The following is an 8,059-nucleotide window of genomic DNA, read 5'->3' on the forward strand; positions in this document are numbered from 1 at the left end:
ATTTATGTATACGAGATTTAGGATACTTTTCTCTAAAAGATTTAGATCAGATGGATCAACGGGGAGTATTCTATGTTTCACGGTTGAAATTAAATAATAGCGTATATGTAAAAAATGAATCACCAAATTTTTTTCGGAATGGGGCAGTAAAAAAGCAATCTTTATATGTTTTGCTTAACCTTGAAGATATTATGCATCAGATAAAGCCAGGAGATACTTATGAAATTCAGAATGCCTATATTGGACAACAAAAATTACCCTCACGAGTTGTAATATATAGACTCACATCAACTCAAATTCATAAACGTAGGAAACAACAAACTTATGTTGAAAAGAAAAAAGGAGTTACATACTCTGAAAAAAGTAAACGTCTAACAGAAATCAATGTTTATATTACCAACATTCCATGGGAAGTTGTTCCGATGGAACATATTCATGATATCTACTCTCTACGTTGGCAAATAGAGATTGTATTTAAAACATGGAAATCTCTTTTTGGTATCAATCGTTGCCACAATATTAAGCGGGAACGTCTAGAATGTCATCTTTACGGCCAATTAATCGCTATTTTTCTTTGTTCTTCAACTATGTTCAAAATGAGACAACTGTTACTACAGAAAAAGCAAAAAGAATTAAGTGAATATAAAGCTATTTACATGATTCAAGATCATCTGTATTTGGTGTATGAAGCCCTACAAAAAAGTACTCAAGAAATAACAAAGGTTTTTCTCCAACTTTTTAATCTCTTACAAAAAAACGGCCGAAAATCTCACCGGTATGAGAAGAAGACAGTCTTTGATATTCTGGGCATTGTATATGAGTATAGTGGTTTGAGAAGACAAAAGAAAGCTGCATAATTTTTTAAAATGATGCCTATCTAGGTTTATTTGGCATGTGCATTTTTAAGAGTGTACCTCTACTTTAAGGATATTTTAATCCTGATGAACGAAAGTTCATTTTGTTTCTGTTCTTAAGTTGATGGGCATGGGGTCACTATATCATTTCCGGAAAATTGTACGTTTAGACACAAATTGGACAAATTTAAATCGTTTCCTGTACGCTAAATTAAAATGAATAATTACTATTTTTCAGCATATCCTAACCCTTATCCAGTAACATAGGTTGGAGAGAACTTTATGCAAAAACATAAATTATCCATAATATTTTATGGAATTATAATAACATTTTTCTTTATATCTCCATTGAAAGGGAAAGCAACCAATGTGTGTAATAAGGATTTTTATAATACTTTATTGGCCCCATATGCAAGTCAAGTTATTAGAAAGCAGCTTGGAACATATCATCAATATAGTTTAACAGAGACAAAAGTTATAAAAGTTGAGCGATATCCAAAAGGAACTTTTAATTTTCTTGTCACAACTGAATATCATACTTATGTAAATGCTCATAATCCTCCGAATTACAAAGTAACAATTACTTTTAATATTGATCCCAGTGGGGTAAAAGTTAAAAAAGTGAAACAACAGAAAGAATAGAAAAAACAGTGAAGTATAAACTCACTGTTTTTTTAATGTACGGTAAAGAGATATTTGTTCAGAAAACCTTATATTTATGAACAGAGCATAGAATTCAATAATATCAAGGTTTTCTAGCTATAATCACGTTCATAAAGTGTGTACATAATTCAATGTTCAATTAATCTTTGGATTTTATCTTTCTGAACATGTATTTATCTTTTAAAGATGTTTCCAGGATAAGGTTTTGTAGTCCTTAGCGTACAATTATCCCGAAATGATATAGTGACCCCTAATATATAATCCGCTTTTTTAATTTTTGATATTTTGTAACTCGTTTTAATCAAAAGTCTTTCGAATTGTTTTTTACCGGGATAACATGTTTCTCCATTCTTTCATAAAGACCCAATAATCGCTTGATGAAAGAAAGCTTTGGTGCTATCCAATACACAAATAAGGCTGAAATAATGCCTACAAGAGCTCCTGTAACAACATCGATAGGGTAGTGAACACCTACCCAAATACGGGAGATAGCTACACAGAATGCAAGTATAAGCCATAACCATCCTTCCTTTTTACGAACAAGCCAGATAGAAACGCAAATAGAAAAAAATAAAATCGTATGGTCACTTGGAAATGAATTATCGATTTCATGCTCAACAAGTTGATTAACATTTGGAAGTACTGCAAATGGTTGATGATGCGAATAAAATTGACCAACAATCTTCCCAATAATTTCAGCGACAATGAATGCTAGTCCACCTTGAATAATCATCATTCTATTTTTGTTGTTTCGGGTAAACCAATATATAAGAACACCCAAGACCAAAGCATATAACATATATTCGGCAACAAAAACCATCATTGGATTTAGAGACGGGTTTTGTTTCCCTAGATCATTAATCCATCGAAAAGCATCGATATTAAACTGCGAAAACGGCATGTTTAAATTCCTCCAATCATTGAAATTTCAAATCTAAAAACACATCGCATATATCCAGATATTCAATTGTTTATATTAAGTAAGGGAAAAACCTGAAACTCATATTTCCATTGTAGGAAAGCAATTTTAAATGCTTCTTAACCTTTTCTTAACAATTTCTTAACAATAACAAATAAACCTTACAACAATCACGTTGTAAGGCTTTACATTCATATATTTGAGAGTCTATCTCAACTTTTAGATGAGTTGATAGAACTGATTTTTGAAAGGACTTCTCTTTACAAATATGAGTAACGTTTAGGGATGAAATCGGGGAATCACGTTCAATTATATAGTTAGATCATCTATAATTGTAAACTAAACTTCACATGAAGTATTGGCTTACTTCATTACTACTAAAGCAAGAAATACGCAAATGTAAACTGAGTAATAACATGCGCTAAAGCATATGCGATTATCGCATATTGCAATCCTAACTTTTGATACAACCAACCAAAAAACATGCCAGGAACGCCGTTGAGCAAGAAGCAGCGTATCAAGATAAGGGCATTCATTCCACCAAAGGTTATAATCGTTGCTGGAATATGTCCTGCTGCAAACAAAAGTGATGACACAATATTCGCAACTACAAATACCCATACTGGAATATTCTCTTTTTCTTTGCTTCGAGCAAACAGCTTCCATAGAATAAAAGCAGTCAATGACATGAAAAATAATCGCATCATGATTTCTTCTACTACTCCTCCGTAAATAACCGATGCTGCCAGATGGAGCAGAGAGTAGTTATCCTTCGTATAAACTGCCGCAACTTCGGGAATCACTTTGGCAAAAGTGAAATAATCCAATACTAAAAATAGACCAACTATCATGCTCATTAATAAAGTAATTAGAATACTTCTCTTTGTAAAAGTCAACTTCTTCAGCAAATTCACCTTATCGGCTAAAATATAACCGATAAACCCCAAAATGCCGGTATATAAAACGCCAGTCTGAGTACCCGAAATTAGAATATATGTTTCTTTTGGCATCTGCGCTACTATCTGGTCACCCATTTTTAGATTCAACATCATACATCCCCTATCAGCATTCCAGCAATAATACCGATTGGCAACACACAAAGTGAAAATTTTAATGCCCGTTTAAATAGGTTTTTCACGCTCATTTACTCCTAATTTGAATTTTAAGGTGCCAATGATACTCTTATACCTCGGCAGGTCAACCAAGGCAGCAAATGCAGGATTATCTACAATACTTTGCTGATGGTATCTTCGTGACGGACCGTCTTCGATCCAAGCTGAAACTCCTCAAACCACCCATCAATCGCATCAAAATAAGAATCACCATGCAAGTTATATAGGGAAAAATCTATAGTACAGACAGACGAATACTTTTGCAGCATATCGAGTGCCTTTTCATGATTTTTTTGCATGCAATATACCAGTGCAGCCGCATAGTATACCTTTATAATCATATTTGGATGCAGCTTTTCTATTTTATAAGCATCTGCAAGAGCAAAAGCACGTTGTAAGAGTTCCTCTGTTTTTTCTATATTCGAAGCATTCAGCATTAAATAAGGTAGTATTCCTTCGATCAGTAAGATTAAGTGCTGATACATGCTGATCTGCATAATCTCATTAGCTTTTTTTACATTTCCCATCATTTGATACGCCTGTGCTATCATTTCATCATCCGGGGACTTTGGGCGGATGGTTTCACCAAGTAAGTCCAGAATCTCCTGCGGTTTTTGTAACATAAGGTAGCAAATGGCTTCCATCGATACCGCATCTTTAGCGAGCGAAACATCTTCACTTTCTGTTTTCACTTGGACGCACAAGTTAACAGCTTCCTCAAGAGTTTCTATTCGTTTTTCCAAATCCGCCGCTAGCATATGGTGATTAGCATATAGCACCGCCATATGAAGTAGTAAGGGAAAACAAGAATAGTATTTTTTGATGATAGTCCTGCATTCTGCCATCACTTCATCAAATGGCTTTTCAGCAAAGTTAGATGCGAGCCTGTGATACAGCTTTTTAATGTCATCCTGGGTCATTTGGGGCACATATCCTATTAGTTCATCTATAATGATATTAAAATAAATTGCTAACTGAGGAAGAAAGGTAATATTGGGATAACTTTGGCTTGTTTCCCATTTTGAAACTAACGCTTTTGTAACACCAATATAGGTTGCTAGTTCATCCTGCGTAATACCTTTTTCTCTGCGTTTTGCAATAAGAGTTTTAGCGATATTGATTTCTTTCATTTCATCACCTCAGTTATAATTATACGTGTTATGGCTGCACATACCATGGATTTACAGTTGACTTTTGTTGATGAAATCAACCACACGGAAACTCGCAATTAAATTGCAAAGCAAAAAAACTGATAGCGATATCCTGGCAGTTTTCAACTATCTCTTGAAAACTTGTCACTCCCACCCCTAAAGGGGGTGCTGTTGCACCGTTTTACCCCTTTGGATATGATTATCTAAAGGGGGATTTTTATAGTGAAAAGGAAAAGAACAGCTGAATTGAAAGATCGATTAAGGAACTGTTGAGTGATAATAAGTTGCTCCGTTAACGAGCCATATTGCTCTGAAAGAAGCAAAGCAAAAGACCGTACATATAAGTGCAAATGTGGCTTTCGCACTCATCGTGATAGAGTTGGTGCAATGAATATCCGATATGCACCTGTGATTGATGGTAACAGTCAATCAGCATAGGGAACTATACGTTCTGACCCTATGAGAGGTGATGGCACACCCTCATCTTGCACGTCAGCCATACTAGAAATAGACTTGGTTTTTGGTAGCAAGAATCCTACTGACTTAAGTCAGCTTGCCCCTTTAGGGGTGGGAGTGTCAAAATAAATCAGCTTTGCATGAAATTTTCATTTTTAAGGAAGTGGATGGATGGATTTATTAACTTTTACTGAGGAATTTTTTAATTATGTAAGGAATTTTTTACTTTTAAGATTTACACTATTTGCTTTGGTTCTCATGACCTTTTCCTTTGTCATAAACCGTATTATTGATTGGTTCTTTAGGAAGTCAAGTTTTTTTGCTGAAGAAGTAGAACAGACGATTCAAAGTGTAATTCGATCAATTTTTAGGTATGGAATTTTGATCAGCCTTGTTATTTATCTAATTAGTCAATTTGTAGATATAAAAGGTATTCTTGCAGGTGCAGGGATTGCCGGAGTTGTCGTCGGTTTTGCTGCACAACAGCTGCTAAAAGATGTTATATTAGGGTTCGCAAGATTAACGGACAAAGAGTTTCGTGTCGGCGATTTTGTTACTTTTAACGGAACAAGTTCAGGTACCATTGAGGAAATCAGTATTCGCTTTATGCAAATTCGTGAATGGTCGGGAAAACTCCTTACCATCCCACATGGAGAGATTAGAACGATACAAAATTTTAATAAAGGCCGGATGCGGGTTATTGAACGGATTACGGTAAGTTATCATGAAGATCCTACAAGAATAAAGGAATTGTTAGAAAAAGTAAGTGTTATCTGCAATGAAAAATTGGATCAAAGCCTATATAGGATAGAGGACGAGGCTGTTGAACCATTTCAATATATTGGTATTACAGACTTAAATCCAAACCTTAAATATGTTGGGTACGAATTTTGTATTGTAGGCTTGGTTAAACCTGAAGAGTATTTTGAAACTTCCAGGCAAGTAAGGTTTGAACTGATGTCTGTATTCCATAAGAATCAAGTACAAATGCCAACAGCGAACATGTTCGTTCATACTGAAAAATTACAGGAGATTCCTGGAGAGCAGCTTTACCAAGCAAGTAAAGAAAACTAGCTGATTGGAGATCCTAGGTCAGTTCATGAGGTGCGATTGCAAATTATATTTAGAATTTGGCTTTGTAGACCGGTAGATTTCGATGAGCTTAAGGGTTTAAACACATGCCCATCAACTTAAGAATTTTATAACGCCCCCAAAACAAAAAATTGTACATTTTCACCTGGAGATGCCAATTTTCTCGTTTTGGGGTATTTGCTTTTCTTAGCTTGATTGTGATGTGGCGAGACCCCATTTATAAAAATAGATTCCAATAGAAATTTATATACCTCTTTCAAATAAATACAATCTTTGCACCAGAACCATATATACTATATGAACGTATACAATAAACATAATTAAAGGAGAATAGAACTTGATAAAACATATACTCAGTTTCATTCTTGGAACAATTGTTATATTAATTGGTTCCTTTTGGGTTATTCCTTACACCCTCGAAGCAATTGACAGTAACGTAAGCCATATTACTCGTGACAAAAAGTATTTTAGTAAGCTATATGAATATGATATTAACCTTTGGGTGATTGCAAACTTTATATTTTTCATTTTTTGTGCAATTACTTTTCTTATATCTAAGTTACCTAATTATAAGAAGAACAGAAGTACTCATATAAAAAAATATAGTCATACAAATCAGCGTAAAAAAGCAAAGAGAAGGCGTCGTAAATAATTGTTTTTTATAAAACAATATACATATTTTATTTTGGATAACATAAGAAAAAAATTGTGATACTCATTATTGTTTTATTTAGGATTGCCCTAATGGGGGTTACCTTACATGCCCCTCAATCTAAGAAGTTTTATTAATATCCTCAAATACAAAAAAACGTTATCCTTTCTAAACAAGCTAGATTAGAAAGGATGACGTTTTTTCCGTTTTATAGATACAATCTCATTTATTTTTCTTGGTGTTCCGCATCCCATTCACTTAAATAGGATGCATATTCTAATTCATCTGGATTATCATGTAACATAGAAATAAACTCTAATTTATTTCCATCACAATCCATAAAGTATACACTTGCAGCTGGCATCCATCTTTGGACAATTGGCTCTTGATTTCCTTTTCCTTGGCTTCCCACCACTTCTATTCCACGATTCTCTAACCACAATTTAGAAGTCTTTAGAAATTCTAAATCTACACCAAAAGCAAAGTGTTTCATCTCCAAATCTTCAATATTATGTACTTCCCATAGTCCAAGCATTTGCTTTTTACTTTCTCCTACCCAAAAGAAAGCCACTTTTCTTTTGGATAGTTTTCTTGCTAATGCTAACCCTAACTTATTTTGATAGAAATTTATCGCCTTTTCTAAATCTCTTACATGTAAATGAGTTTCGTATATGTTCTGTATCATTCTGCTTATTCCTTTTTTTATTGGTAACTACGGGTTGAGTAGTTACTGTAATCCTAAATCTGAAGTATGTATAATCATTGTAATGTATCTCCAAATCCAATATACCTATTTACTATTATATCGAAATTGAAATATGATAAATCCAACTGAGGTAGCAAATTCAAATGAAAATTCCACTACTTTTGTAGGAGAAATCTCCATTAAATTCAGATGAAATCATATTTAAATAATGAAAAAACGCTATTCTTTTAGTAAGAATATAAAGAAGGGATAGCATTTTTTACTCTTGGGGGTAGTTAATATTTTTAAGTTGATGGGCATGTTGTCGTACCCCAATTACACGAAAAATGACATAGAATATGAATTCTATGTCATTTTCACAAAGTGATTTTGAAAATAAGGGGAAGGGGGCGCTCAAGCTTATTTTTCTAGCACATCTGAGCGAATTCATTGTAAATCATCTGTTTTAATTTCA

7 protein-coding genes and 2 pseudogenes are annotated in these 8,059 nt (G+C 33.9%); 5 read left to right on the forward strand and 4 right to left on the reverse strand.

The window, feature by feature from the left end; translation table 11 throughout:
- Together C564_RS33075 and C564_RS0130560 are read left to right on the forward strand one after the other, a co-directional pair.
- Positions 1-857: IS4 family transposase (locus C564_RS33075; RefSeq protein ID WP_018768093.1), on the forward strand; the 857-nt coding region annotated here is incomplete at its 5' end.
- A gap of 279 nt (positions 858-1,136) precedes the next feature.
- Entirely contained in the window at positions 1,137-1,496 is a 360-nt protein-coding gene (locus tag C564_RS0130560) for a DUF3888 domain-containing protein (protein ID WP_018768094.1), read from the forward strand.
- A 322-nt stretch (positions 1,497-1,818) separates the two neighbouring features.
- Here C564_RS0130560 and C564_RS0130565 read toward each other — a convergent pair whose 3' ends face one another.
- The 3 genes and pseudogenes from C564_RS0130565 to C564_RS34015 all read right to left on the reverse strand — a co-directional run bounded on the left by C564_RS0130565 (position 1,819) and on the right by C564_RS34015 (position 4,678).
- On the reverse strand, positions 1,819-2,418 hold the full coding sequence (locus C564_RS0130565; RefSeq protein ID WP_018768095.1) for an undecaprenyl-diphosphatase: 600 nt from the start codon (positions 2,416-2,418) through the stop codon (positions 1,819-1,821).
- Positions 2,419-2,813: 395 nt separating this feature from the next.
- Positions 2,814-3,485, reverse strand: coding sequence for a CPBP family glutamic-type intramembrane protease (locus tag C564_RS37945; protein ID WP_018768096.1), 672 nt, complete (start codon positions 3,483-3,485; stop codon positions 2,814-2,816).
- Positions 3,486-3,557: 72 nt separating this feature from the next.
- Positions 3,558-4,678: pseudogene (locus C564_RS34015) on the reverse strand (helix-turn-helix domain-containing protein).
- Positions 4,679-4,999: 321 nt separating this feature from the next.
- On the opposite strand from C564_RS34015, the pseudogene C564_RS35920 reads away from it, so the two are divergent.
- The 3 genes and pseudogenes from C564_RS35920 to C564_RS0130590 form a co-directional block, all read left to right on the forward strand.
- Positions 5,000-5,137, forward strand: a pseudogene (locus C564_RS35920) (zinc ribbon domain-containing protein); the annotation flags it as partial.
- A gap of 189 nt (positions 5,138-5,326) precedes the next feature.
- Entirely contained in the window at positions 5,327-6,229 is a 903-nt protein-coding gene (locus C564_RS0130585) for a mechanosensitive ion channel family protein (protein ID WP_018768099.1), read from the forward strand.
- Between the two features lie 355 nt (positions 6,230-6,584).
- Positions 6,585-6,899 (forward strand): hypothetical protein, encoded by a 315-nt coding sequence (locus tag C564_RS0130590; protein ID WP_018768100.1) that lies wholly within the window; start codon positions 6,585-6,587, stop codon positions 6,897-6,899.
- 226 nt (positions 6,900-7,125) lie between these two features.
- On the opposite strand, the gene C564_RS0130595 is transcribed toward C564_RS0130590, so the two are convergent.
- Positions 7,126-7,584, reverse strand: coding sequence for a VOC family protein (locus C564_RS0130595; protein WP_018768101.1), 459 nt, complete (start codon positions 7,582-7,584; stop codon positions 7,126-7,128).
- Positions 7,585-8,059 lie beyond the last annotated feature (475 nt).

Source organism: Bacillus sp. 105MF (genome assembly GCF_000374885.1).
Lineage (GTDB): Bacteria > Bacillota > Bacilli > Bacillales > Bacillaceae_G > Bacillus_A > Bacillus_A pseudomycoides.